At 65.0% G+C, this 26,289-nt stretch carries 18 protein-coding genes; 11 read left to right on the forward strand and 7 right to left on the reverse strand.

What is annotated here, in order from left to right; translation table 11 throughout:
• Window positions 1-440 precede the first annotated feature (440 nt).
• Window positions 441-1,766, forward strand: coding sequence for a lactate racemase domain-containing protein (locus GA615_RS10960; RefSeq protein ID WP_235905330.1), 1,326 nt, complete (start codon window positions 441-443; stop codon window positions 1,764-1,766).
• 123 nt (window positions 1,767-1,889) lie between these two features.
• On the forward strand, window positions 1,890-5,702 hold the full coding sequence (locus GA615_RS10965; RefSeq protein WP_152051331.1) for a CHAT domain-containing protein: 3,813 nt from the start codon (window positions 1,890-1,892) through the stop codon (window positions 5,700-5,702).
• A gap of 42 nt (window positions 5,703-5,744) precedes the next feature.
• Here the strand turns inward: GA615_RS10965 and trmB are convergent, their stop codons facing one another.
• Entirely contained in the window at window positions 5,745-6,554 is an 810-nt protein-coding gene (trmB, locus tag GA615_RS28425) for a tRNA (guanine(46)-N(7))-methyltransferase TrmB (protein WP_261343936.1), read from the reverse strand.
• A gap of 213 nt (window positions 6,555-6,767) precedes the next feature.
• Entirely contained in the window at window positions 6,768-8,168 is a 1,401-nt protein-coding gene (locus GA615_RS10975; RefSeq protein ID WP_152051333.1) for a PQQ-dependent sugar dehydrogenase, read from the reverse strand.
• 263 nt (window positions 8,169-8,431) lie between these two features.
• Between GA615_RS10975 and GA615_RS10980 the strand changes: the two genes are divergently transcribed.
• Genes GA615_RS10980 through GA615_RS10990 form a run of 3 tightly spaced genes read left to right on the forward strand, consistent with a single transcriptional unit; the run spans window position 8,432 to window position 9,647 of the window.
• On the forward strand, window positions 8,432-8,773 hold the full coding sequence (locus GA615_RS10980; RefSeq protein WP_235905333.1) for a phosphoribosyl-ATP diphosphatase: 342 nt from the start codon (window positions 8,432-8,434) through the stop codon (window positions 8,771-8,773).
• Window positions 8,774-8,823: 50 nt separating this feature from the next.
• Window positions 8,824-9,186: a thioredoxin family protein gene (locus GA615_RS10985; protein ID WP_152051335.1), complete on the forward strand. Its 363-nt coding sequence runs from the start codon at window positions 8,824-8,826 to the stop codon at window positions 9,184-9,186.
• A 50-nt stretch (window positions 9,187-9,236) separates the two neighbouring features.
• Window positions 9,237-9,647, forward strand: a complete 411-nt coding sequence (locus GA615_RS10990; RefSeq protein WP_152051336.1) for a ferredoxin — start codon at window positions 9,237-9,239, stop codon at window positions 9,645-9,647.
• Between the two features lie 140 nt (window positions 9,648-9,787).
• Here the strand turns inward: GA615_RS10990 and GA615_RS10995 are convergent, their stop codons facing one another.
• A complete protein-coding gene (locus GA615_RS10995) occupies window positions 9,788-13,126 on the reverse strand; it encodes a thioredoxin family protein (RefSeq protein WP_152051337.1) in 3,339 nt (1,112 codons plus the stop codon).
• A 448-nt stretch (window positions 13,127-13,574) separates the two neighbouring features.
• On the opposite strand from GA615_RS10995, the gene GA615_RS11000 reads away from it, so the two are divergent.
• Together GA615_RS11000 and GA615_RS11005 are read left to right on the forward strand one after the other, a co-directional pair.
• A complete protein-coding gene (locus GA615_RS11000; protein ID WP_152051338.1) occupies window positions 13,575-14,237 on the forward strand; it encodes a fused DSP-PTPase phosphatase/NAD kinase-like protein in 663 nt (220 codons plus the stop codon).
• Entirely contained in the window at window positions 14,234-16,000 is a 1,767-nt protein-coding gene (locus tag GA615_RS11005) for a hypothetical protein (RefSeq protein WP_152051339.1), read from the forward strand. The genes GA615_RS11000 and GA615_RS11005 overlap by 4 nt, the downstream gene beginning before the upstream one ends.
• A gap of 105 nt (window positions 16,001-16,105) precedes the next feature.
• Here the strand turns inward: GA615_RS11005 and purM are convergent, their stop codons facing one another.
• The gene (purM, locus tag GA615_RS11010) at window positions 16,106-17,206 is read right to left on the reverse strand and encodes a phosphoribosylformylglycinamidine cyclo-ligase (RefSeq protein ID WP_152051340.1); all 1,101 of its coding nucleotides are present in this window, start codon (window positions 17,204-17,206) and stop codon (window positions 16,106-16,108) included.
• A gap of 318 nt (window positions 17,207-17,524) precedes the next feature.
• Between purM and GA615_RS11015 the strand changes: the two genes are divergently transcribed.
• The 4 genes from GA615_RS11015 (at window position 17,525) to GA615_RS11030 (ending at window position 23,434) form a co-directional block, all read left to right on the forward strand.
• A complete protein-coding gene (locus GA615_RS11015) occupies window positions 17,525-17,977 on the forward strand; it encodes a cytochrome c (protein ID WP_152051341.1) in 453 nt (150 codons plus the stop codon).
• Window positions 17,978-18,198: 221 nt separating this feature from the next.
• On the forward strand, window positions 18,199-19,419 hold the full coding sequence (trpB, locus tag GA615_RS11020; RefSeq protein ID WP_152051342.1) for a tryptophan synthase subunit beta: 1,221 nt from the start codon (window positions 18,199-18,201) through the stop codon (window positions 19,417-19,419).
• 7 nt (window positions 19,420-19,426) lie between these two features.
• On the forward strand, window positions 19,427-22,399 hold the full coding sequence (locus GA615_RS11025) for an FG-GAP-like repeat-containing protein (RefSeq protein WP_152051343.1): 2,973 nt from the start codon (window positions 19,427-19,429) through the stop codon (window positions 22,397-22,399).
• Between the two features lie 141 nt (window positions 22,400-22,540).
• On the forward strand, window positions 22,541-23,434 hold the full coding sequence (locus tag GA615_RS11030; RefSeq protein ID WP_161602279.1) for a hypothetical protein: 894 nt from the start codon (window positions 22,541-22,543) through the stop codon (window positions 23,432-23,434).
• Between the two features lie 174 nt (window positions 23,435-23,608).
• On the opposite strand, the gene GA615_RS11035 is transcribed toward GA615_RS11030, so the two are convergent.
• From GA615_RS11035 to GA615_RS11045, 3 genes are all read right to left on the reverse strand, one after another.
• Window positions 23,609-24,598 carry a DUF1559 domain-containing protein gene (locus GA615_RS11035; RefSeq protein WP_152051384.1) on the reverse strand — a complete coding sequence of 330 codons (990 nt, stop codon included), beginning with the start codon at window positions 24,596-24,598 and terminating at the stop codon, window positions 23,609-23,611.
• Window positions 24,599-24,683: 85 nt separating this feature from the next.
• Window positions 24,684-25,121: a hypothetical protein gene (locus GA615_RS11040; RefSeq protein ID WP_152051345.1), complete on the reverse strand. Its 438-nt coding sequence runs from the start codon at window positions 25,119-25,121 to the stop codon at window positions 24,684-24,686.
• A 370-nt stretch (window positions 25,122-25,491) separates the two neighbouring features.
• Window positions 25,492-26,244: a lipoate--protein ligase family protein gene (locus GA615_RS11045; RefSeq protein ID WP_152051346.1), complete on the reverse strand. Its 753-nt coding sequence runs from the start codon at window positions 26,242-26,244 to the stop codon at window positions 25,492-25,494.
• Window positions 26,245-26,289: the final 45 nt, after the last annotated feature.

Here is a 26,289-nt window from a genome sequence, read left to right on the forward strand (position 1 = left end):
GTTGAGCGACAAGGGGCTGGGAAGGTTGAATCAAGGTTACATCGAGCGGAACGACCGAGGGATTCAACACATTCGGGAGCCGGATCGAGGATCAGGTGGGTCAGGGTGGTTCGGTCCGGAACGGGAAAAACTACAATCGGTGAAAACCCGAACAAAGCGATTCAAATTCGCGCAGGCGTGCATTGATCGACGAATCCACATCAGGGAACCCACGGAACCATGCCGGGTAGGTTCCTGAGATGACAGAACGATTGAATCGAGGATGGAGTATCCTGACGAGGAGAGCTCCCTCTCCCCCGCACGCGGCGGCGAGGGAGACGGAAGCGGCGATCAGATCCCACCAGGAGCGAGAACGGATCATCCCGTCCGTTGGGGTGCTGACGATCGACGGGGGGTCCGGTAGGATGAACAGTCCCGCCGAGCCGGGAAGGAGCCCCATCATGATGCCGAACGAGGTTGACATTCCCACCGTTGCCCGCGTCCGCCAGCGGACCGCCTTCCCCGCGCTCGAGGACGCACCGGCCGCCGTGGCCGAGGCGATCCGGACGAGCCACATCACGGCCCGGATCCCGAAAGGGGGACGGGTGGCGCTGACGGTCGGCAGCCGGGGGATTGTGGGGATTGACCGAATTACCCGGGCAGCGGTGGCCACGCTCAAGGGGCTTGGGTTTGCGCCCTTTGTGGTGGCGGCGATGGGGAGTCACGGCAAGGGGACGGCCGAGGGGCAGCGGGCCTTGCTGGCCGAACTGGGGGTGACGGAGGAAGCCATCGGTTGCCCGATCCGGTCGGAGATGGAAACGGTCATCCTGGGGACGAACTCGTTCGGACTGCCGATTCACTTCGACCGCAACGCCTTTGATGCCGAGGGGGTCGTCCTGCTCAACCGGATCAAGCCCCACACATCCTTCACCGGCCGTTATGAGAGCGGCCTGTTGAAGATGTTGACCATTGGCCTGGGGAAGCAGGAAGGGGCGGCGCAGGTGCACAAGCTCGGCCTGCCGGGGTTGCGGGCCTTGCTGCCGGAGGTCGGAGCGTTCTTGCTGCGGAAGACGCCGGTAGCGCTCGGGATCGCCCTGCTGGAAAACGCCGAGGAACGGACGGCGAAGGTCGAGGTGGTGGAGCCGGAGGAGTTGCTGGAGATTGAGCCCCGGTTGCTCGACGAGGCAAGGCAGATGATGGGGCGCTTGCCGTTCGATCAGATCGATGTGTTGATTGTCGGCGAGTTGGGGAAGAATTACAGCGGGACCGGCATGGACCCGAACGTGATCGGCCGGCAGCGGGTCGAAACGATGCCCGACTTGCCAAGGCCGGTCATTACCCGTCTGGCCGTGCTGGACCTGTCTCCCGAAACGCGCGGGAATGCCACCGGGATTGGTCTGGCCGACCTGACGACCGATCGCCTGATCCGGCGGATTGACCCCGAGCCGATGCGGGTCAATTGCTTCACCAGCAACTTTTTGACCCGGGCGAGAATTCCGCTGGCCCTGCCGAGCGATCGAGACGTGATCGCCATGTGCGTGCAAACCTGCTGGCGCCTGGATCCGTCGCAGGTCCGGATGGTGGTGATTCCGAATACGCTGGAACTGGAAACGATGTATGTCTCGCCCGCCCTGGCCGACGAGGTGAACGCCGGGGAGCGGATGAGCTTTGGCTCGGGGTTCGCTCCGCTACCGTTTGGCCCCGATGGGACACTGGATCAACGCACGATGTTCCCGAGAAGCGTGCAAGGGCGGCGGCCCGCGACGGAGGCAATTTGCCAAATTTGACCAGAAACGAGTTGCACAGGAGCAATCTGCGCAGAATGGTAACAGTGTGAGGATCGCACTGCCTTTCCGGTTGATGAGCACATCGCGCGCACTTCCAAGCACCAGCAACCGGGCATTGTGACCATGAGCGCATCGAACAGGATCGGGACCGAGCGCGGCGATCGCCGGCCCGGTGAGCGGCGGCCTCACGCAATCATCGAGCGGTTTGAGCGGGCCTCGGCCGACGAGCTTGAGGAGATTTTGACGAGCCCGACGTCGGAAGACGAGCGGGCCTTGCGGCGTTATCTCGGCGACGATCGCTTTCGTCGGATGCGAGCGCTGGCCGTGGCGCCACCGCCGGGCACCCGAGGGACGCCCGCTGCCCCTCGGGGGAATGTGGTGGTGCTGCCCGGCCTGATGGGCAGCACCCTGCATGCGATCGACCGGCGGGGGAACGATCAGGAGATCTGGTTGAACCTCTGGCGGCTGGCCCGCGGGGGGATCGGTCGTCTGCAACTGGCGAGCGATGGGATCTTGCAGGCGGACCCGAGCCTCTCGACCCGGACAGGGAATGTCTTGTGGAAATATTATGGGGAGCTGGTCCTGGCGATGCGCCGACACTGGCGAGTTGTCGTCTTTACGTATGACTGGCGGAAGGATCTCAGGCTGGCGGCCGATGCCTTGCTGGCCAGCATCAACACGCACTTCGGCCCCGATGAGCCGGTGCATCTGGTGGCGCACTCGATGGGTGGCTTGGTGGCGCGCAGTTTTATTGACCGGCACGGGGAACGGTGGCGGTCGATGTGGTCGGGAGGGGCAGAGCGGCGGTCGCGCGGGGGGCGGTTGGTGATGCTCGGAACGCCGAACCACGGGTCGTACCTGGTGCCGCAGGTGCTTTGTGGTCTGGCGAACACGGTCTGGATGCTGGAGCGGCTCGACCTGTCGCGCGACATGGCGGGGATGCTGCGGGTGGTGCACTCGTTCCCGGGGGTCTATCAACTCTTGCCATCGCCGATTGTCGATGCGAACGCAGAGGTTTTGTACGATCCGACGACGTATGGATCGACGGGGGTGTCGAGCCGACATCTGGCGGGGGCTCGGGCCTTTCACGAGGGGCTGGCCCGATCGCTTGAGACGCCCGAGACTCGACGGGCGATCGAGGAGCGCTTGATCTATGTGGCAGGGAAAGGGTTGGCAACCCCCGACGGCATCGCCTCGGGGAAAATCGACCACCTGGCCCGCGTGACGCAACCGAAGGGATTCGACCTATCCAAGCATTATCTGTTCACTAAAAATGGGGATGGAAGTGTTTCCCGGCGGTTGGGGCAGTTACGGGATCGGGACGGAAGCTTGATTCACGTGCGCACATTCACGGTCGAAAATGAGCATGCGGCGATGTTGGAAAATCCGAACGTGCTGAGCGCCGTGAACGAGGTGCTCCAGTTCGGCGATGTCCGTGCTTTGGTGGCTCGTGGGGCAGGACCGGCAGCGATGGCTGGCTCGGGGACACTGGTGGAGCAAGGCTGGAGCAATCCGGCCGAGGCGCCGGATCGTGAGCCTCGGCATGATTCCGAGGCGGCCCGGCGGTGGACGGAGCACCAGCAGGCGCAGCGGACAGCCTTCGAGGTTTCAATGCGCCGGAGCCGCGCCCAGGTCGAGACGACGCGAGGGCCAGAGGGCGAAGATGTCGATCAAGAAGCGATGGCCTTGTCGCATGAATCAGGTGCGATAGAAGGGTTGATCCTTGAAGAGGTTATCGGGGGTCGAGGGGGATCGGCGGGGGAGAGCGATGCGTCGTTGGCAATCGAGCCGCCGAGGATCGCCCTGCATCTGGCCCTGGATGAGATTGCGGCGATCGGCTCGCGAGCGTTGCGGGTGGAGGGGCAGACCGAGGCGCCTCCAATCGACGCAATCGCGCTGGGTCATTACTCGGGAGAGACGCCGAGGCCAGGAGATCCGGCGTGGGAGCTGGACGAGTTGGTCAGCCGATGTCGATGTCCGGAAACGTTCCGAACGGAGGAGGCTGGAAGTGGATCGCCGGCGTTGTCGCATGCTCATCGGTTCCTGGGTCCGATCATCGAGCGAGGGCTGGCACAGGGAGCGATTGGACAACCGTATTTTCTGCCGGACCCGCGAGAACCGTCTCGCGTGATCGCACTGTGCGGGATGGGGGTTCCGGGAGGATTCGGGGCCCCGGAGCTAACGGTGCTGGCCAGAGAGTTGCTCTGGGCGCTCGGGAAGCTGGGAAAACGTCACCTGGCGACCGCGCCGATCGGAACCACGAATGCTCATTTGCCCCCGGCTGAGGCGGCCGAGGCGTGGGTCAGGGGGATCAAGCTGGCATTCAGCGGGCTCGACGTGGCCGACAATCAGCGGGTCGAGCACCTGACGTTCGTGCTGTCCGACCCCCGAATCGTTCCGGAGGTGGACCGGACCTTCCGACAGCTTCAAAAGGAGTACCGACGGACCAATCGGTTGATCCTGGACTATGAGCCGATGACCGAAGAGCAACTGAGTGCGCTGGAGGATCGAGCGATTGCCTTCGAGCAGGAGATATTTACCCGCCAATGGGCCGAGCGTCGGCGGCGCTGGAATTCGAACGGGAGTTCGGAGCCGTGGGAAGGAGGAGAAGATCCGGTGCGGATCACGGTTCGGTTTGGTCCTGGCGACCGGTCGAATCGGCGGGTCTTCCGGTTTGGTGCGGTGACGCGATCGGCCTCGTTACCGATGCGAGAAATCGACGTGGACCCGAGCCTGGTGGCATCGGCCAATCAGGAGCTGGCGACCGAGTCTGATCTGGATCGGCAGTTCGGACGAGGACGGTTTCTGGGGCAACTGGTCTTACCTCGCGACTTCCGGCCGTTGCTGAGGACTGGCGGGCCGCTGGTGATGATGCTCGACGCGACCTCGGCCCGGATCCACTGGGAGATGGTGGCGCGGCCCGAGCTTTGGAACCAGGGGGATGCAGGTGAGGATCAGGAATCGTTGTTGGGTGGAGTGCTGGACGGGTCTGCCTTCCTGGGGACGAGCCGGGGACTGACGCGGCAGTTGATCAGTGGATTTGGGGCGCCGCCGGAGCCGCCACCACCGAGGCGGAGGTTTCTGCGCGTGCTGGTCGTGGCCGATCCGGCGGCCGATGCTCCGTTGCCGGGGGCGAGGCGCGAGGGAATCGCAACCGTCGATCTGTTCCGCGCGTTCAACACGACCTGGGGACACTCAGGAAACGTGGTTGAAGTGGATGCGTTGATCGGTCCCGAGGAGGCAACCCGGACGAATGTCTTGCGTCATTTGATGGGACGGACCTACGACGCCTTGCACTACGCCGGTCATGCGTTCTATCAGAAGGACGACCCGGCGGGGTCGGGTCTGCTGTTCTCGGACGGGCAGGTGATTTCGGCTCACGAGATGAGGAGGGTTGATCGAGTTCCGAAGTTTGTGTTCATGAATGCTTGTGAGTCGGGAGTTGTCCCGTCGATGCTTGAGGAGGGGGTGATCGGCTATCATTCAGAACGGGCGCCGAGCTTTGCGGAATCGTTCTTCGAGCGAGGGGTGTCAAACTTCGTGTGCACGGCGTGGCCGGTGCATGACGAGGCGGCAACGGCCTTCTCTCAAACGCTTTACCGAGGGTTGCTCGGGCTCTCAGAGGAAGACGACGGCCGAATCGACGCGTCGCGGCCCCAGGTAATTCATCGGGCGATGCAGGCGGCACGGCGAGCGGTTGCCCGGTTGAATCATGTGCCCGGCGGCGCACTGACCTGGGGTGCGTACCAGCATTACGGGAACCCGGAGTTCGCCTTCTTCGATGAGTCGCGGATGGTCCGGGGAGATGCCGCGGTGGTGGCGTTTGGAGGGCCGGCGGGGCCTTCGGGCACGACCGCGCCGCCGCGGCGGGGATCCTCGAAGCGGTCGCCCCGGACACCCAAACCGGGATCGACGCCGGAGGAGGGCGTGGCCTGATCTGCCAAGATCGGGGCCAGGGCACGCCTCCGGTTCGAGCAATCAGGACGGGCGGCGACGGCGGCCGGGGGGACGGTTGCGGCGAGGGCCAGGGCGGCCGCGGTCGGAGCCGCCCCCCTCGCCGGCTTCCAGGGCGTCGAGTTCGGCGGAAGGGCCTCGGCTGACGAAGTCGGGGCGGGGGAGGTTCTGGACAAGGTCGCGGATGTCCCCCTGGCGGAGGTCGTCGCGTCGGGTGCAAACGGCGCGAAAGATCGGAAGGCCGCGGCTTCGGGCGAGGATCTCGCGGCGAGAGCGGCCCTCGGGAGCATCAGGCCAGGGGGAGGGATGGGGCCGGACGGTGAAGAAGGAGGGAAGCACCTGGGTCATGTACTCCCAGTACTCGGGGCTGTCGGTCTGGACGACGAACAGGCCGCCGGGTTTCAGGGCGCGATGGATGTGCTTGAGGACTGCAGGGGTGACGAGGCGGAGGCGAGCGTCTTTTGGGTCGTGGTAGGGTTGGGGGTGGTAGAGGTGGATTTCGGAAACGCTGCCGAAAGGAACATACGATCGCAAAAACGATTGTGCATCCTTCACGGCCACGCGGACGTTGTGCAGGCCGCGCTGGTTGGCACGCTTGGTGGCGTAGCGGACAACGGCGGGCACGATGTCGATGGCGACGTGGTCGTGATCGGGGCGATTCAGGGCACTGAGCAGGGTGAAGCGGCCGTTGCCGCAGCCGAGGTCGAGGACGATCGGGGCCTCGCGGCCGAACAGGGTCGCCCAGTCGAGCGGGCCGTCCTCGGGAGGCGGCAGGCGCTTGATCGCCGTGCGGGCCCACTCGGATTCGGGAAGGATGCGTCCGGGGATGGGCACGCCGAATTCGGATTCAAGGGCGGAGGAGTCGTGTTCCATTGAGGATACCGGGAAAGGCTCGCGTGGCGTGATCACGACGCGAGGGAGGGGAAGGAAGGGAGCAGTTCCGGAAGACGGGATGAAGGACAACCGCCACGGAGAACGAATCGACAAACACCGATTTAACTGAATGATTGTTTTTCAGATGGTTTTTCGAGTGGCTGGGGTCCAGGGTCAAGGCTGGGGAATGCGGTGCAGGGTGTAGTGGGCGATGTCTGGCTCGGCCCCGGGAAGGTCGGCGCGGATCTCGTAGATCCGACCCGGAATGAGCGGCTCGCGAAGCGTCAGGCGGACGGAGTGCGGGGCATCACCCGGATCGACCGAGGCAACGGAGAGAAACTCGATGTCGGTCGGCGGCGAGTGATACGAGCCTTGAAACACATGATGATATCGCTTGATGGAGTAGCGCGAAGGATCGAGTGCGAGGTCGGGATCGGGGGGATCGGTGAAGAAGCGGAGGGTAAAGCCATCGGGCTCAGCCGTGGCCTCGGCGATCCCAAAGTCGGGCTCGCCGGTGTACCGGACACGGTAAATGGCGCCTTGCTCGGGTTCGGCTCCCCAGGAGGGTTCGCGGATGCTACCGACGTAGAGGGTGCCGTCGGGGGCAAAGGCAAGGGTTAACGGGCCGAGGAGGTTGCCGAGGAACGGATAGCAGGCCCCTTGAACTTCGCCGTCCACCGTTTCGAGTGAGGCTCGCATGATAAAACGGTTGTTATATTCGCAGAGAACAAGCTGGCCTTCGAGCGGGCCGAAGTGGCCCCCTGTCTCGGCAAAGGCGAGGCCGTTGACCGATCGGGCCCAGGGGTAGGGGATGAGGATGTTCGGCGTGTACGGTTCCGCGCCCTCGGGACCGGAGGGGGGATCGGCCTGGCTCGGATAGCCGTACCACTGGCCGGGGCGGAGGACGTTGATCTCGCAGTTGGTTTTTTGCTGCCCCTGGTTGTCGGTGAAGACGACGAGTCCATCGGTCGATCGAGTGGCCCAGCCGGTCGGATAGCGGAGGCCTTGGGCGAGGACCTCGACCGAGCCGGTTTCGGGATCGACCTTGATCGCCTTGCCTCGCAGGTGGTGACGCCCTTCAACGGAGCGCTCGCGGACGTCGTCGGTCACGGGGCTAACGACGTAAGAGCCGTCGGCCCATCGGGCGATGCCGGTCGTCCAGTCGTGGTGGTCTCGGGTCACGTCCCATTCGTCGGTGATGGTGAGCCAGCGGTCGGCCCAGTTGTCGCCGTCGGTGTCGGAGAGGCGGATCAGTGCGGATCGGGTGGCGACGATCAGGTCGTCTCCCTCGGCGATCATGCCGAGCGGCCAGTGAGGCAAGGTGCCGGCCCATCGATGGTACGAGTCGGGGATGCTGTCTTCGTCGGAATCGACCAGGAGTAAGACATCGCCATCCATCGAACCGACCGCCAGGGTGCCATCGGGGCGAACGGCCATGCAGCTTGGCAAGACGTCGGCGGGCAAGGGGAGCCGCTCGGCGCGGTAGCCGGAGAACTCAGGGCCCTGGGCCATGACCGAAGGGACGACCGCCAGTGCGAAGGCAAGACAAGCCAGTCCCAGCAGAGAGGATTTCATGGAATTCCAACGGCACATACGTCATCCCCTTGCAGTCGATCACGGGCCTTCGAGCGATGGCCCTGGTCTTCGCTCGCACGCGGAAGCATTCCATCTTTGCCGATCGAGGGGTCATCGGACAAGCGAAGCCTTCGGAGCCGATCGGTTTCGCGAAGCCGAACCGAGAGGAACGGATCGGGATGATTCGGGTATGATCCTGAAGGGGCCGATGCGCACGGATCGGCGGGATCGAGAGACCAATGGACGCGTTTGGAGTGTTTCCCGTGGCCGATCAATCGAAGGTGCTGCATACCCTGTCCGATCTGGTGGCCGAGCGGAAGGCGAACCCGCCCGAGGAGCGATCGTACATGGTCTCGCTGCTCAAGGGGGGCGTGCCGAAGATCGCCGCGAAAATCACCGAGGAAGCGGCCGAGGTGGTCGAGGCGGCCGACGAACCAGGAGAGGAGGGGAAGGAGCATCTTGTCAAGGAGGTGGCCGACCTCGTTTTTCATGCGATCGTGATGCTCGGCCATCGCGACCTGCACTGGTCGGCGGTGGAAGCGGAGCTGGGCCGACGGTTCGGGGTCAGCGGAATCGTCGAGAAGGAGTCGAGGGGGAAGGCGTGACGGAGAGGGGAGTCACACGTCCACTGACTCACCCGGGAGGTCGAGTGCCGATGCGGCCAGAGTGGCAGCCCTCGTCAGAGGTGCTTGATGCGACCGCCCTGAGCGAGGTGCTCGCGAGGCATCCGGTCGTGGTCTTGCACGTCTGGGCGGTTTGGAATCAGGTGGATCGGCAGTGTGATGAGCGGCTCAGGGTCGTCCGGGAGGAGTTCGCGGATCGGGTCGTCTTTGGTGCGATTGATGCGGACGATCCGGAGCAGGGGGCGTTTCTTCGGAGCTGGGCGGTGGGCAATCTTCCGGCGATTGTGGGCTTCGTTCGGGGGGCTCGGGTGGAGACGGTCGTCGGCCTTCGCCCGGTGGTGGAGTTGCGAGCGAGGGTTGCGGGCTGGGTGGAGCGGGCGTTTCGTCCTCCGTGATGACGGGCAGGAGCAAGCGATCGAGCGATCCGAGAGAATGGAGGGGTTCGATGTTTGGCTGGTTCCGGAGACGTCGAGACGAACGATCGGCGAAGGCAGCGGTCGAGGTGGAACCGGGCACCATCCATCAGCACCCGGAGCGTTGCCCGCTCAATGTGCCCGGCCCGTTTTACACGACGGGGCAATGCCTGGCGTGCGAGGCTCCTGAGTTCGAGGCTCCCGACCTGCTCGCGCTGTTGAATGATGAGAACATCACGACGTACTTCGTCAAGCAGCCGGAAACGGCCGAGGAAATCGAGCGGGCCTGTCGAGCGATTGAGGTCTGCTGTGTCAATGATCTGCGGTACGGCGGCACCGATCGGGCGATCCTCGAACGGCTCGGGAACGACGAGGAAACCTGTGATGTCGTGCTTCGAAACGGTCGGCTCATCCTGAGCAAATCGGCAGGAACGACGGGGTGAGCAGCGACCCGCCCGATGATTCGGACAGTTTGACGAAGGGTAGGCAAGGCCCCAAGGGCAAGGCCCCGGCATCCGATCGGTTGCGACCGAAGGGTGCCGGGGCCTTGGCTGGTTTGACGGAACTGACAAGCGAGCGGGAATCACTCGCTCGCGGAGGCGGTCTTGGCGAGGTTGCTGAACTCGGCGAGGCCGCGGTCGAGGTAGGCGACGAAGTCGTCGGGCTCGATGTAGCCGCCGCGGGGGGTGAGGACGAGCTGCTCGTCGGGGGTGAGGATGACGTAGAGCGGGCTGACCTGCTGGTTGGTCAGCTCGACTTCGAGCATGAGGTTCTGCTCGGCGAGGTCGAACTTCTCGTCGGGCGTGAGTTCCTCGACCGGGACGCGGTCGGTGTAGAGCTGGACGGGGACGAACTGTTCGAGGCGCTGGACGACCTCGGGCCGGGGGATGACGGATTTCTCCATCAGGCGGCAGTTGGCGCAGTTGACACCGGTGAAGTCGATGAGAACCGGCTTGCCGGTCGCCTTCGCCTGTTCGAGGGCGGCCTCGTAGCTCATGCCCCACCAGACACCGTGGAAATTGCGGGCGCGGCGGACGGGGTCGGTCTCGTTTTCATCCACGAGCATCCCGCCGGGGCTGGCACCGCCGCCCCCCCCGCCGGTCATGCCGCGCTTCTGCATCTGCAGCAGGATGTCCATCTCGTCGGCATCGGCCGGAAGCAGGCCGACGACGACGCGGTCGTAGATCTTGCTCTTGGGCGGGTAGCCGAACAGGGCGGGGGAGAAGTAGAGGCCGAGGCCGAGGAAGAGCGTGCCGAAGAGGATGCGGCCGGCACCGACCTGCACCTCGCCGTGGTCGTGGTTCGTCTTGAACATGCCGAGCAAGTACAGCCCGCAAACCACGGCGATGATGACCCAGGTGGCCAGCAAGACCTGAGCGTCGAGCCAGGCGTTTTCGGGGTTGGCTCCCAGGCTGATCTCGGCGGTGTTGAGGAACTTGAAGGCCGCGCCGATCTCGATCAGGCCGCCGACGACCTTCACGGCGTTCATCCAGTCGCCACTCTTGGGCATGCTCTGCAAGAGGCCCGGAGCCAGGGCGAGCAGGAAGAAAGGCAAGGCCAGGACCGTGGCAAAGGTGGCCAGACCGATCACCGGGTAGAGGTAGCTACCGCCAGCCGCCAGCACGAGCAGGGCCCCGACGACCGGGAAGGTGCAGGTGAAGGAGGTGATCGTCAACGTCAGGGCCATGAACATCACGCCGACCATCCCACCGCGGGCCTCACCCTGGGCCGAGGCGTTGAGCAGGAAGTTCGGCAATCGGATCTCGAAGACGCCGAGCAGGCTGAGGCCGAAGGCGATGAACAGGCCGGCGACCAGCAGGTTCAGCCAGGCCGCGTTTGCCAGTTGCGAGAGCGAGGCCGCGCCGAAGAAGGCCGAGAACAGGACACCGACCAGCGTGAACACGCCGATGATCGCCACGCAGTAGGTGACGGCCAGGCCGGTCGTGCTGCGGTCCTTGCGCATCTGACCCTGCTTGACGAAGAAGTTGACCGTGATCGGCACCATCGGCCAGACGCAGGGCATGAGCAGGGCCACCAGGCCGCCCAGGGCCGACCAGGCCATGAAGGAGAGCAACCCCTGGTCGAGCTTCTCAGCAAGTTCTCCGGTGGCAACACCGGGGCTGGAGGCGATCGGCTCGGCGGTGGTTTCAGCCGAGGCATCCGAGGCAGTCGGGGACGCAGTCGAGGGCGTGGAGGCGAGCGTCGGCGCCGGGGTCGAGCCGTCGCCTTCGAGGACGGTCAGGGTGACGGAGGGCAGCGTCAGGCGGGTCGGGGGCTTGCAGCTCTTCGGGTCGCAAAGCTGAAACTGGATCTGCGTGCGGAGCGTCCGCTCCCCCGGCGCCGCGTCGGCCGGAACGCGAAGCGGCAAGGTCCAGGTGACCTCATCTTCGAAGTAGTCGTAGGCCAGCACGCCGGAGACTTCCTCGGGCACGTGGGCCTCGCGGTCCGAGGTCCAGTCGCCGGCCGGTTCCAGCCCGCTCAGGCCGAACAGGTCGAAGCGGGTGGGAACGGCGGCCACCCCCTCGGGAATCGTGTCGGAAATCGCGTAAATGTGCCACGTGGGATCAAGCGTGACCGCGACCTGATAGTTGACGATCTCGCCCGGGCGGGCTTCAACGGGTTCGATTGTGGTTTTGAACTGCGCTTCTTTCGGCTGAAGGACCGGCGGGGAATCGCGGCGCTCGGGCTGGGCGTCGTCTTGCGCGGCTGAGGCCGAAGTGGTCGGTTCCGCGGCAGGAGCGGCGGAGGAAGCAGGTTCGGCGGGGTTGGACTCAGGAGCAGGGCTCGGGGTCGAGCCGTCGCCTTCGAGGACGGTCAAGGTGACCGGAGGCAGCGTCAGGCGGGTCGGGGGCTTGCAGCTCTTCGGGTCGCAAAGCTGAAACTGGATCTGCGTGCGGAGCGTCCGCTCCCCCGGCGCCGCGTCGGCCGGAACGCGAAGCGGCAAGGTCCAGGTGACCTCATCTTCGAAGTAGTCGTAGGCCAGCACGCCGGAGACTTCCTCGGGCACGTGGGCCTCGCGGTCCGAGGTCCAGTCGCCGGCCGGTTCCAGCCCGCTCAGGCCGAACAGGTCGAAGCGGGTGGGAACGGCGGCCACCCCCTCGGGAATCGTGTCGGAAATCGCGTAAATGTGCCACGTCGGGGCCAGCGTGACCTTGACCTGATAGTTAACGACCTCGCCAGGACGGGCTTCCACGGGTTCGACGGCGGTGGTGAACGCCGCTTCCTTCGGTTGCAGCGGGGCGGGGGAATCGCGGCGCTCGGGCTGGGGGTCATCCTGGGGGGCGATCAGGAGCGGGCCGAACAGGCCGAGGAGCGACGAGGCGGGGCGATCGATTCGGGCCTGGGTGTTCGGATCGAGGATCGTCAGGGTTGCGGTCGGAACGGTCCGACGGGTCGGGGGCTTGCAGACCGAATCGTCGCAGAGCTGGAAAAAGACCTGGGTTTTGAGATCGACGGCGCCGGGCCGGGCATCGTCTGGGACGCGGAGGGTGCGCTTCCAGGTGACGGTGCCTTCGTGGTAGGAGAAGCTGAGCAGGTCGGAATTCGGATCGCTCGCCTTTGGGGGTTGCGAGGGGGTCCAACCCCTGTCATCCGGTTCGAGGCCACCGAGAGAGAACAGTTCGAAGCGGGTGGGGAGGACGGCGACGCCTTCGGGAATCTCCTCGGCGTGGGCGTAGAGATGCCAGGAATCGTCCAGCTTGGCCGTGATGGCATAGGTGACCGTTTCGCCAGGCCGGACTTGTGGGGGCTCAACGGCTGCGGTGAAGGCAACTTCCCTGGGCTGGAGCGGCGCGGGGGAGTCGTTCCGGGTCGGCTTGGGATCGTCGGCCGAGGCTGAGGCCGTGGCGGAAACGGAAACCATCAGCAGGGCGAGGATCAGGCCGCCGACCGTCGAGGGTCGGAAGCGTCGGGCGATTCGCATCGCGTCATGCCTCCCGGGCGAGAGTCGAACAAAGGGGCTCGTGAAGGATCGGTCGGTCCGATCTTCGGCCCATTCGAACCAATTCGTTGTATCCTAGCGGGCGTTCCGTCGCGGCCACAACCCGACGGAAGCCGGGGAACGTGGTCTGGCCTCCCTGTACGATCTCCGGTTGGTGTTTGTGCGATCGACTTTTGTTCCGAGCCTCAGGAAGCGACATGAGCGGGCCTCGGTCGTCGAGACCGCACGGGGGCCTTTGGGAGATCGGGCGATCCGGGTTGACCGTTCGGGAGGATCGGCCTACGATCCGCCTCCCGCCGGGCGTGGAATCGGAGCGGAACGCCCCTGCGCACGCAACTCGAAGCCCCCCCTTTCGCGAGACGATCGTACCCGGCGGCCCGTGGGATGGACTCAAACACGCTCGAAGGGCCGATCGGGGAGGCGATTTCCAATGCGCATTGCGATGGCCGCGGCACTGACGGCGGTCGTCGCCGGGGTGGCGACCTGGCTGACGATCGAGGTGCAGAACAACCGCCTGGTCTGGGATCACTTCGACGTGGTCACGCCCGGGGTGCTCTACCGGAGCGGCCAGCTCAACCCCGAGCAACTGGCCGAGGCGATCGAGCTGTACTCCTTGCGAACGGTGGTCAGCTTCCATCTGCCGGGGCCGAACGTCGACGCCGAGCGTCGGCTGGTCGAGCGGCTCGGGGCCGAGTTCATCAACCTGCCGATGCCCGGCGACGGCTTCGGCCGCGAGGAGCAGTTTCGCCAGGTGATGGAGGCCATCGACGACCCCATGCGCCATCCGGTCCTGGTCCACTGTGCCCGAGGGACCTGCCGAACCGGCGCAATGGTCGCCCTCTATCGCATGGAACGGCAAGGCTGGACGCTCGATGACGTGGCGGCCGAGCTGGAGCGGCAAGGCTACCGCGAAGGTTGGCTCTGCGGCTACGTCTACGGCATGGTCGATCACTGGCCGACCGACACCTTCCCGGGCATTCCCGACCGATCGGGCCAGACGCCGTCGGACGGACAGGCCGAACCGTCACCCGATCCGGACGCAACCTTCGCAAAGGCGGAGCACGGGCACGAGCACGGAGGAACGACCCGATGAGCCAGACAACGACCAGCACCCCCGAACTGATCACCGCTCCGCGTCGTTTGCGGGCGGACCAACCGCGGGAGGGGTCGTCCTTCGGCGGAGTCCGACAAACGGCGGTGATCGTGGTGGCGATCATCACCGTGTTCACCTTGCTCGGCGCCGGCAGGCTCGACCTGGGCCCGCTGGAGGCTCGGCTCGGGATGGCTTCCGGAGAGCAAGTCGGGCCCTTCGGCCTGGTTTACGGGGCGTGGGAGCCGGGCTTGCTGCCGGGCCGGGTTGTGCCGAGCCAAATCTGGGCCTGGTTCTACGGCGGCATTACCGCGACAGCCGCCGCGGTGCGGTGGCCGGAGGCGATCGCAGCAGCCCTGATCGCCCTGGTCGCGTCGCGTCGTCTGGGGGCGGTGATGGGGCAGCGGGCGGCGATCCTGGCGGCGCTGACCACGGCCGGAACCGTGGCGATGATCGACCGCTCGGCGGCCGGAATCGGGTTGCTCGACGGGGCGATCGCCTGGCTCGTCTACGGAACGACCGGCAGCCATGCCCTGATGCTCAAGCCGATCGTGCCCGATCTGAACCTGATCGCCGGCCTGGGAGCGGTGCTGGCACTCGACCGGCTGCGATCGCAAGGGCCTGACCTGGCGGTTGGGCTGCTGGCGGGTCTGGCCGGGCTGGCCGGTGGCTGGCCGATGCTGGCGATCGTGGCGGTGCCGGCGTTCGTGATCGGCTCGAAGGAGGGGGCGAAGCCGGGGCGAGCGGTCCTCGGGGCGCTGGCGGTCGGGCTGTCCTGGTCGGTCTGGGCCTGGTCGACGGCTCGGTTCGATGCCTGGGCGGCGGCCGTGGCCCTGCCGTTGGTGAAGGGGCCGACCTGGACGCTCGCACTCTGGGCCGCAGCGTATGCCTTGCCGTGGTCAACCCTGGCGATCTTGCCCGCGTTCCGATCGGTTCGGGACGGCTGGTCGGAGGAGGGGAAGGGGTTTGTCTTCGACTGGCTGAAAATCGTCGGAGCCCTGGCGCTGGCTGGGACCTTGATTCCGGGGCTCGGCAACGCGGCTCGGGTGCCGATGCTCGTCGGACTGGCGATGGCGTCGGCCGCGGGGCTGGAACGGGTGCTCCGCGACTGGTCGGGGCTGTCGAAGGGGGCCAGGTGGACCTTCTGGGCGGCGGCCATCTTGGGAAGCCTGGGCTGGGCCGCGCTGGCCACGCCGATTTTCGGGTACGTGGCGGCGGCAATCGGGGCCTATCGATCGCTGGCGATCCTGCTGATCGCCATGGGGCTGATCGCGCCGGCCGTGGCGCTGGCGGGCCGATCGTGGTCAAGGCCGGTGCTGGGAGTGGCGGCCTTGGTACTGGTCTGCCTCGGCTTGAAGCTGGCACACTGGGGAGTGATCGTTCCGGAGTGGAATTACCGGGCCAGCCAGGGCCCTTGGGGGCGAGCGATCGGTCAGTGGATGCCGAGAACCGCGACGCTTTACTTCATCAACGCGACGACGTTCAACCCGGGCATTCCCGATCGGGACCGCTGGCCGGCCGATCTGGCCTTCCATACCGAACGGAAGGTCCGCCAGATTCCGGCCCCCGAGGCGCTCGATGTCGAACCTCGCGGACGGGCGCCGCATTTCGTGCTGCTGCACCCCTCGGAATTCGAACGCTGGCCCAAGACGGCCCCGCCCATCCAACTCGTCCGGACCTTGCAGGACCGGACCGGAGAGCCTCGGGTGCTGGCCAGGACCGAAGGGCCGATGTATCCCGATCGGCGGAAGGAACTGGGCGAGTAACGCGCGGATCGAAAGACGGACCACAATCGAAACGAAACGAACGGGCCGAGCCTTCCGGATGGGATGCTCGGCCCGTTTTGCGTCGAGAGGTACACGAGGGGCCACCTATTCGGCCCAGCGAACGGAGCGCTCGCCGGGCTCGACCTCGCCGATCACCCAGGCGGGCACGCCGGCCTCGGTGCGGAGGTAGCGGGCGATGGCATCGGCGTAGTAGTCGGCGACGATCAGGACGAGGCCGATCCCCATGTTGAAGACGCGGAAGGCTTCGTCGTCGGGCAGGTGGCCGATCGAGCGAAGCCAGCCGAAGACGGGGGGGATTTCCCACGACCCGCGGTGAAGCCGGATCGCCAGGCCTTCGGGCAGGACGCGGGGAGGGTTGTCGATCAGGCCGCCGCCGGTGATGTGGGCAATTGCATGGACGATGCGCTTGACCCGGTAGTGCCTGTAAACGGTCTTCATCGCCTTGACGTAGATACGGGTCGGCTCCAGAAACTCGTCGGCCACGGTGCGGCCGAGTTCCGGGACGTGCGATTCGGGCTTCAACCCGGCCACGTCGAAGGCGAGCTTGCGGGCCAGACTGTAGCCGTTCGAATGCAGGCCCGAGCTGGCCAGACCGATCACCTTGTCGCCGGCCCGGACTTCCGAGCCGTCGAGAATCTGCTTGCGATCGACCACACCGAGGGAGAACCCGGCCAGGTCGTACTCTCCCGAGTGGTAGAAGTCGGGCAGGATAGCCGTCTCGCCGCCGAGCAGGGCGCATTCGGCCTGCACACAGCCGTCGGAGATCCCCTGGACAATCCGGCGGGTCAGATCGGGGTCGTCGCGGCTCATGGCGACGTAGTCGAGGAACAGGAGCGGCTCGGCCCCGGCGCAGAGACAGTCGTTGACGGACATCGCCACCAGGTCGATGCCGACCGTCTCGTGCCGGTTGGTGGCGAAGGCCAGCTTCAGCTTCGTGCCGACGCCGTCGGTCGAGGCCACAAGGACCGGGTCGTGATAGGTCCGGGTCAGAAGCCGGATCTTGTCGTCGAGCCGAAACAATCCGGCAAAGCCCCCCGGCCATTCGATCACCCGAGGGGTGTACGTCCGGCGCAGCAACGGGGGAATCTGCCGCATTGTCTCTTCGTAAGCGTCGAGATCGACCCCGGCGGACTTGTAGTCGATCGGCTTCGGATCGGGCTCGGGATCAGCTTCGAGATCAGGCATGGGCGGTCGGTCCGGGTCAGTCGTGGCGGTGCCGTCCGGTCGGGTCGGGCCGGGCCAGGGGAAGGTCGAACGGGCCGGGGGGCATTTGAGGATCATCTCAGTGTACCAGACCGCCGCGGCCTGGGGGACCGTTCCCTTCGATCAACTCACAGCGCTTGCATTCTGAGGGCCCGGCGGTTTATGGTGGCAACACTGCCAGAAGATCTGCTTCGAGGCGGCGGCCGAGAATTTCGTGCGCGGTTGTCGTCTTTCTGCCGAACGAACGCAATCCCGCCTTTTTGCACGAATGACCTTTTCAGACCCCGGAGACCTTGACCGATGATGTTGCGCAAGTGGCTCGCGCTGGCCGCCAGCGTCTCGCTCGTTGCCGCCCTGTCGGCCGGCCTCTCGGCCGCCACCGTGAAGCAGGACGAAGAAAACCTCCATGAGATGATGGAGAAGGTGAGCGCCGCGAACAATAAGATCAACCGCTATCTTCGCACCCCTGTTTCGTTCAAGAAGTCGCAGGAAGACGCCCTGACCGAAGCGAAGCTGTTGCTCGAACTGGGCAAGAAGGCTCGCGAGAACGAAGAAGCGCTTGAGACGGCCAAGGATCTCGAAAATCCGAAAGAGGCCTGGGTCAAGCTGATGGACGACATGAACACGCACCTCGAAACCTTGATCGAGAAGGTCGAGGCCGGCGACCAGGCCGAGTCGAAGAACGCCCACACCGAGGTCAAGAAGTCGTGCGCCGAGTGCCACAAGGTCTTCCGCGTCGAAGACGACTTCTGAGCCACCCGTCGAGGTCATTGGTCAGACGTCCTGTCTGATCGAGTCCCGCTCATCTCGGCCCGCGGCCCGATCCGAATTTCGGTCGGCCTGCGGGCCGTGTGCGTTTCGACTCTGGAGAGAAGGCACGCCGATCGGCTTGACCCAGGCGTGACGGCTCCGAAACAATGGAACGCATCGCCCGCCCGGTCGACTTCGCCGATTCTGGAAGGATGTGCTCGCGCATGGCCACGTCTACCGCCACCGACCCCCGGCAACTGCCCGACGCCCTCGGACGCTTCGGCCCCTTCGGCGGCCGTTTCGTGCCCGAGACGCTCATCGACGCCTTGAACCAACTGGCCGAAGCCTACGAGCGGATCAAGACCGACCCGGACTTCTGGTCCGAGATGAACGACTACCTGACGAACTACGTCGGGCGGCCGTCTCCGCTCTACTTCGCCAAGCGGTTGACCGCGATGGTCGGCGGGGCCGACATCTACCTGAAGCGCGAGGACCTGAACCACACCGGGGCGCACAAGATCAACAACGGGATCGGCCAGGTCTTGCTCGCGCAACGGATGGGCAAGAAACGGGTGATCGCCGAGACCGGGGCCGGTCAGCATGGCGTGGCCACGGCCACCGCCTGCGCGTTGACGGGCCTCGAATGCACCGTCTACATGGGCGAGGAAGACATCCGGCGCCAGAAGCTCAACGTCTTCAACATGCGAACGATGGGGGCGACCGTCGTCCCCGTGACGACCGGCTCGCGGACCCTCCGCGACGCCACGAACGAGGCGATGCGCGACTGGATGGGATCGTCGGCCGAGACGCACTACACGATCGGATCGGTCGTCGGCCCGCACCCATTCCCGATGATCGTCCGCGATTTTCAGTCGGTCATCGGCAAGGAGGCGCGTCAGCAGTGCCTCGACCGCGTCGGCCGGTTGCCCGATGCCGTGGTTGCCTGCGTCGGCGGCGGATCGAACGCCGCGGGGATGTTCTTTCCGTTCATTGGTGATGACGGAGTCGAGCTGATCGGCGCCGAGGCCGGCGGGCACAATTCGAACCTCGGCCAGCACGCCTCCAGCCTCACGCAAGGGCAGCCCGGCGTCCTGCACGGCAGCTTCAGCTACGTCTTGCAGGATGACGAGGGGCAGACGAGCGACGTGCACTCGATCTCCGCTGGACTCGACTATCCGGGTGTCGGCCCCGAGCATAGCTACTGGAAGGACATCGGCCGCGTCCGATACGAGGCGATCACCGATGCCGAGGCCCTGGAAGCCTACGGCACCCTGGCCCGCCGCGAAGGAATTCTCCCGGCGCTGGAGTCGAGCCATGCCGTCTCTCAGGCGATGAAGGAAGCCGCCCGCCTCGGCCCCGGCAAGGTGGTGGTGATTTGCCTTTCGGGCCGAGGGGACAAGGACGCCTACGAAATCGCCCGCATTCGCGGGGAACCGATGGATTGACCCACTCGTGAGTCGCCGCACCGCCCTCATCGTCCGCGGGTCATTGGTCGGAGTCGCCCTGGCGATCGTCGGCCTCTGGCTCGCGTACGGTGCCGTTCGAAACAGGCAGGACCGGCAGTTCGAAGCCCGGGTCGATCAGGCCGGGGCCGACCTTGAGGCGGGGCGATTCGAGTCGGCCCGTGATGCGCTTCGCCGCCTGGTCGAGGAGCGGCCCGAGCACCCTCGGGCCGCGTATTACCTGGGCCTGACCGAGCGGGACCTCGGCGATCACGAGGCGGCGATCGTGGCCTGGGACGCGCTTCTCAATCTCAAAGAGGGCGAATTCGGCCCCCGAGCGGCCCTGGCCTCGGCCCGACTCCTGATCGACGAGGGGCAGCTCGCCTGGGCAGAGTTGATCCTCCGCCGCGCGATCGACGACCCGGCCGAAGGGATCTTACCCGAAACCCTCGCCATGCTCCGCGAGCAACTCGTGCGACTCCTGTTCCTGACCGGACGACGCGACGAGACGAGGCCGGTGCTGGAGGCCGTCTGGACCGAGGCCCTGAAGCAACCTCCCGGCCGGGAATGGGCGGGGGTGTCCTCGCCGCGCAACCTGTTGCGGCAATACTCGACGGTGGATCTTGAACCTCCCGCGATCGAGGAGCAGCGGAGCCAGCTGGAAACAGCCTTTGCGCGATTTCCAGAGGACGACCGGGTCTGGCTCGGTCTGCTCCATCTGGCCATCGAGGACGGCCGGCTCGAAGAAGCCTCCCGGTGGCTGGACCAATGCCTTGAGCGCCGCCGCGACGATCCCGCCGTTCGGATCGCCCAGCTTCGCCTGGCGATGGCTCAGGGGGATGAGGTGCAGGCAAAGGACGCCCTGGAACATCTGCCGGAGGATCGGCTTTCACCGGTTCGCCTGCTGGCCATCGAAGCCTGGTTCGCTGATCGCCGAGGCGATCTTGAGACCATGCGATCGGCCCTCGATCGCCTGCTGACGCTTGAGCCGGGGAACCCCGAGGCGCTCGAACGACTGGCCGAATGCCTTGTTCGGGTGGGCGAGGCAGACGAGGCCGCCAGGGTCCGCTCCCGGAAAGCCGCGCTGGACGTCGTGTTCAATCGTTATCGAGATCGCCACTACAAGGCCGATCTCATCGAGGAAGGCCCGCAGCTCGCTCAATGGGCCGAAACGCTGGGACGGCGGTTCGAAGCGGAGGCCTGGTGGACCTTGATCGCCCGAACTCGAGGGCATGACGACGCCTCCCGAGCAGCCCTGTCGCGGCTCCGGGAGATCCAGTCCGACCGCGAGCCCGGCTCCGAGCCAACCCTGGTGCGCTTGCTGCAATTGATCAACACCGGTTCGCTTGCGGAAGAACCATCAAAGGATGAGCCGTCTGCATCAGGGACCGTCCAGTTTGTCGATGCCGCCGCCAGCGCGGGACTCGACTTCGTACACGATCCCGGTCGGACAGCCGACCGGCAACTCCCCGAGACGATGAGCGGCGGCGTCGCGCTGCTCGACGTGGACGGAGACTGCTGGCTCGACATCTTTGCCGTACAAGGCGGGCCGCTGACGAACCGAGAAGGGCTCCCTCCGGGCTCGTGCGACCGGCTGTACCGGAATCAGGGGGACGGCACCTTCGAGGACATCACCGAACCCAGCGGACTGGGAGGAACCGCCGGTTACGGAATCGGCGCGGCCGTCGGCGATCTTGACAACGACGGTCATCCCGATCTGCTCGTGACCCGGCTCGGAGGCGGATCGCTGTACCGGAATCGGGGGGACGGAACCTTCGAGGACATCACCGAACCCAGCGGACTGGGGACGCTCGACGGCTGGCCGACCTCGGCGACGTTCGCGGACATCGACAACGATGGTGATCTCGATCTTTACATTACCCGATACGTCATCTGGGACGTGGAGAACCCGATCCGGTGTCAGCGGGAGGATGGATCATTTTCCTACTGTCATCCGCTGGCCCTGACGGCGCAGCAGGATCGGCTGTATCGGAATGATGCCGGGCGGTTCGTGGACATCTCGGAGGAGGCGGGCATACGGGTGCCGCAGCCGGGTCGGGGGTTGGGTGTCCTGGCAGCCGACCTCGACAGCGACGGCTGGATCGACCTTTCCATTGCCAACGATGCGACCGCGAATTTCTTCTTCCGCAATCGAGGGGACGGCACGTTCGAGGAGATGGGCGAAGCGGCCGGGTTGGCCGCCAATGCCCAGGGGGGCTACCAGGCGGGCATGGGAATCGCTTGCGGCGACCTGAACGACGACGGTCGGATCGACCTGCTGGTCACGAACTTCTTCGGCGAAGGGACGACCTATTACGAGAACCTCGGCGACGGCCAGTTCTTCGACCGGTCGGCCTCGATCGGCCTCCTGTCGGCAACACGGTCGCTTTTGGGATTCGGCACGGCCCTGATGGACGCGAACAACGACGGCCATCTTGATCTGTTCACGGTGAACGGCCATGTCGATGACTTCCGACCGCAATACCCTTACGCCATGCCGACGCAACTGCTTATGAACGACGGCCAGGGTCGGCTCGTTCCGCTCGCCGATCCGACCGAGGAGCCCTGGGGGATTCCTCGGCTGGGTCGTGGGTTGGCGGTCGGAGATATTGACCGCGACGACCGTGTTGATGCCGTCGCGCTGTTTCAAGGGGGACCGCTCGGCCTGTTCCTGAACCGGAGCGAGCATGCGGGGCACGCGATCGCCTTGCGTCTCGAAGGAACGCGATCGAATCGTGATGCGATCGGCGCGGTCTGTTCGGTCTGGGTGGGGGAAAGGCGGTGGGTGGTGCCTCGGGTCGGCGGCGGCAGCTATCAGTCGGCGTCGAGTCCCTGGCTGCACGTGGGGCTCGGTGAGGCCACTCGCATCGATCGCCTGGAGATTGCCTGGCCCTCGGGATTGAGGGAGACGGTCACGGGGCTGCAGGCTGATCGACGCTACCTGATGCGCGAAGGGGAAGCGCAGGCAATTCGGCTTCCTTGAGTCGGAGAGAGGGGCCGCAGCCACCGGATGACGCCTGCCCGGTCGCGTTGCGTGGCGAGGGTCAGTACAATCCTGTCGGAGATTGGCCGGCGATCGCGTTCCGGATCTCGCCCCAAACACTTCAGCACCCAGGACTCATCCATGCGTGTTCTCGTGAGATTTATGATCTGCGGCCTGCTGGCGGCAGGCTGCTCGTCTCAATCGGCCGAGCGAGCGGCCCTTGAAGGCGCCGGAGGGACGATCCAAGTTGCCGACGACGGCACGGTGTCTCAAATCAATTTTGACGGCAAGCCGATCGGCGATGAGGTGCTGGCGGATGTCGGCGCGATCACGTCGGTGAATTCCGTTTTCCTCGGAGGGACCGAGGTCACGGACGCGGGCCTTGAGAACCTGAAAACCCTGGAAAATCTCTCGTGGCTCGACCTGAGCAACACGGCCATCACCGACGAGGGGCTCGACGCGTTGAGCGGCCTGTCGCGTCTGACCGTGCTGAATCTCTCGGGAACGAGCATCACCGACGCCGGGCTGGAGAAGATCAACGGCCTGACCCAGCTCCGCGAACTGAATCTCTCGGAAACGAACGTCACCGACGAGGGGCTCAAGGCCCTCGCCCCGCTGACCCAGTTGAGCACGCTCCACCTGACCAACACGGCCGTCTCCGGTCCGGGACTGGCCGATCTGGCCCCGATCGAGGGGCTGACAACGCTTTACCTCGTCGGGCTACCCATCACCGACGAGGGGGTTGCGTATCTGAAGGAGATCCCGCAGGTCGGCAACCTTTATCTCAATGACACGACGATCACCGATGCGGCGGTGCCGGTCCTCTCCGAACTCGAAAATCTGAGTTACCTCTACCTGGATCGGACCTACATCTCGGAAAACGGGGCCGATGACCTGACCTCGGCACTCCCGGACACGATTATCCCCCCGCGAGAGATCCGAGCCGACAGCGAAGACGCTCCGGCACCGAGCGACGACCCGGAAGCCACGACAAATCCCACTGACGCAGACGCCGACTCCGCCGAGCAGCCCTGAGCCTCGGGCCACGGGGGCCTGATGCTGGTCATCGGCCCCTTCGACGATCTGCACATCAGCTGTGCCCCTGCGGTGTCACGACCAGCACAACGAAAACGAGCCCGTCCGGGGAGAATCTTCCCCCCGGACGGGCTCGTTTCGCAGAACGTCTCGCAGTTAGAGCCAGGAGAATGCTCAGAACTGGTCGGCGCTAATGACCTCACCACCGTTGGTGGTGCTCAGGCTCCGCCAGACGAAGACGTTGATGGTGTCCTTGACGAACTTGACGCTGCCGTCGGCCATGGCCGCGTTGACCCCGCCGGGGTGGTAGCTGCGGGCCGCGTAGGTCTTGTCCAGCTCGGTGGTGTTCGGGGTGCAGGGGGGGTTCGGCGGCTGCCGGTTGCACCAGTAGTCGTCGATCACGTCGGGCGACTTGCTGTTGGGGGTCAGGAAGCCGCTGAAGCCGACGGCATCGCCCCACTGGGTGAAACCGCGGAGGTCGCGGCCATTGGCGATGATGACTTCGGAGTTCATCAGGGTGTTGCTCAGGCCGTCCTTGATCGACGAGAACCCGACGACCTTGCGGGTCGTCCGGCCGGGGTAGTACTGCGGCGCAATGTCGATGTTGGGCGAGCCCATGTCATAGAACGGAGCCCCACCGAAGTTGATGCCGAACGCCGGCATGTTCAACTGCGTGACGGTGGTGTTGCCCATGTTGATGACATAGTTGCGGTACTTGCACTCGTAGCGCGTGCCGTTGACGGTCGCGGTGATCGGGTTGGCCGGGTTGGAACCCGAGTCGCTCGGGCACATGTATGACGAGATGACGAGGTTCGCGGCGGTGTGGTTCACCACACCGAAGTAGCGGTGGGTGCCGTCAGGACCGTTGACGTTATTGCCGTCGAAGTTGAAGGAGTTGTAGGCGGCAACCTGCTCGATCTGAGGCAGGATGAACAACTGCCACGTGCCCCAGCAGCATCCCTTGCGGCCGGGGGCCAGAGAGCCGAAGGTGTCGTGGTAGTTGTGCATTGCCAGGGCGACTTGCTTGAGATTATTCGTGCACTGGGCACGACGAGCCGCTTCACGAGCCGACTGAACGGCCGGAAGCAGCAGGGCGATCAAGACGCCGATGATCGCGATAACGACGAGAAGTTCGATCAGGGTGAACCCCTTACGGGAAGCCATTCGCATCAATACACTCCGGATCCTGGATCGGATAAAACAAGAGCAACGTTCACCGAACCGACACACGGCCCAGTGAGTCAGGGAATCAATCCGAGGTTAACTCGAAATTGATGGGTTCGTCGGACCCCGACTCGACGGTCGCGGTCAGGGTCGTATTCGAGTTGTATTTCGCGGGAACTTTTTCTTCGGGGGGAGGCAGGAACGTGTCGCCCGGCGCCTGACCGGCCGGAGGCTCAATGCTCTCACCACCCGAGGAGTTGATCACCACGCGATAGTCACCCGGAACCGGTCCATTCTGTGAGCTAAACGTGTAGGTCCCATCGACAATTTCGGTGGCCGTCGACGTTTCCGCGGTGGCAGAGGCCGGATCAAAGGTGATCAGACCCGTTGCAAGCGGTTGCCCGTCAAGCGTCACGGTTCCCGTCACCGCCTGGCGATCAAGCCCATCGCCCCCTCCGCAGCCAACGAGGGAAACGGTCATCGCCAGAAGGACCAGGGTCGCAAGATAATGTGATCGAATCATTCCAGTCCCGAGTTCGGTCATGGATCGCCGCCTTAGAACGTCTCAAATTTCGAAATCCGGAACCTCCCGGACATCGAAGCCGGCCGACCCAAGAGACCGTGCATGCACGAAATCTCTGGAAAAGCCGAAGAATTGCCCATTGAAACTGGTTTCGCGGATCGCATCGGAAAAGTCAAGCAAAAAGACGCAATCCCCAAAACGGGATCCTTCAGTATTCCTTGACGAGCAATTCAGGAACACGCTCGCTTTAAGCCTTCTTTCGGCATCTGTGCTTCGAAGCCGTACCGATTTCAGCGGCGCGAGGGATGCGGCCACTGCGTGGTTCGAGGAACAGGCAGCGTTCTCGTGATCCCACGAAGTAATTCGCCGGCTAAAATCGTTGAATCCAGGCGGGATCGGTATATTTCGCGGTCATGAGTTCGGCGATCAAGGCTTCTGGGACGGCAGGGGCTTCGGGGAGATCTCCTGGTCCGATCCAGGCGTCGCGAATGGCCTGGAGAATCGCCTCGCGAGGCAGGGGCAAGTTCGTGACGAACGCCTCGTGAGCCCGCCCCGATCGATAGGCCGGTTGGCGTTTCGGCGGGGCACCAAGATAGCGGGCGATGCGGTCGGCCGGCAGATCGTAGAGAATGGACGCATGCACCAGAAACCGACGCTTCAGACGTCGCTGGGCGCTTCCTGAGCATTTACGACCTCCCAGGGCAAGGTCGCCGGACCCCAGCACCTCGACCTCAGGCCCATAAGCCCGCAATTGCTCGGCAATTCTTCCAAGCACCCAACGCTGCACTTCATCGACGGCCAGCCGACCGGGAGCCGAGTCGATCGGCAAGATGACGGTCAGATTCAGGGCTCCCGGCCCGATCAAGACCGCCCCTCCTCCGCTGCTCCGTCGAGCGATGGCCACACCCTCGGCGCGGCATCGATCGACCTGAACGGCCTCGGCGGTTCGACACGAGGCCCCCATCACGACCGCCAGTTCCGGCAACTCCCAGGTCCGCAGCACCGGGGGAGCCTCGGTCTGATCGGCGTCGATCAGCAGCGCCTCATCGAGCGCCAGGTTGGCGAAAACTCCGGGCAGCGTTCGGTCGAGCGCTCGAAACGGGGGAAAGTCGGCATCCGTCATCGGGGCATTCTCGAACCGGAATCGGACTCAACCGAACGCATCGGG

The organism is Tautonia marina (assembly GCF_009177065.1).
GTDB classification, from domain to species: domain Bacteria; phylum Planctomycetota; class Planctomycetia; order Isosphaerales; family Isosphaeraceae; genus Tautonia; species Tautonia marina.